Consider the following 245-nt stretch of genomic DNA (forward strand, 5'->3'; position numbering starts at 1 on the left):
TCGTAGTAGCTGAGCTCGAGGCCGTAGCGGTCCCAGTCGAAGCGGGCACCGATCTCGCGGTTGTCGGTAACGATGGGCGAGAGGTCGATCAGGGTGTCGACGTCCTGGCCGGGGGTGCTGACGCCGCGCAGCACCCGGCCCACGTCGGGCATGCCGAAGCCCTCGGAGTAGTTGGCGTAGAGCTGGGCCCAGTCGGTGGCCTGGTAGACGATGCCGGCGTTGAACAGCGTCTCGTCGAGGTCCGG

General features: G+C 67.8%; 1 protein-coding gene. It reads right to left on the reverse strand.

Annotated elements, in window-relative coordinates:
- A partial coding sequence (locus CVH10_RS23350; protein WP_146143346.1) for a TonB-dependent receptor occupies positions 1-245 on the reverse strand: 245 nt, incomplete at both ends.

Source organism: Halomonas sp. ND22Bw, assembly GCF_003011945.1.
Taxonomy (GTDB): domain Bacteria; phylum Pseudomonadota; class Gammaproteobacteria; order Pseudomonadales; family Halomonadaceae; genus Halomonas; species Halomonas halophila.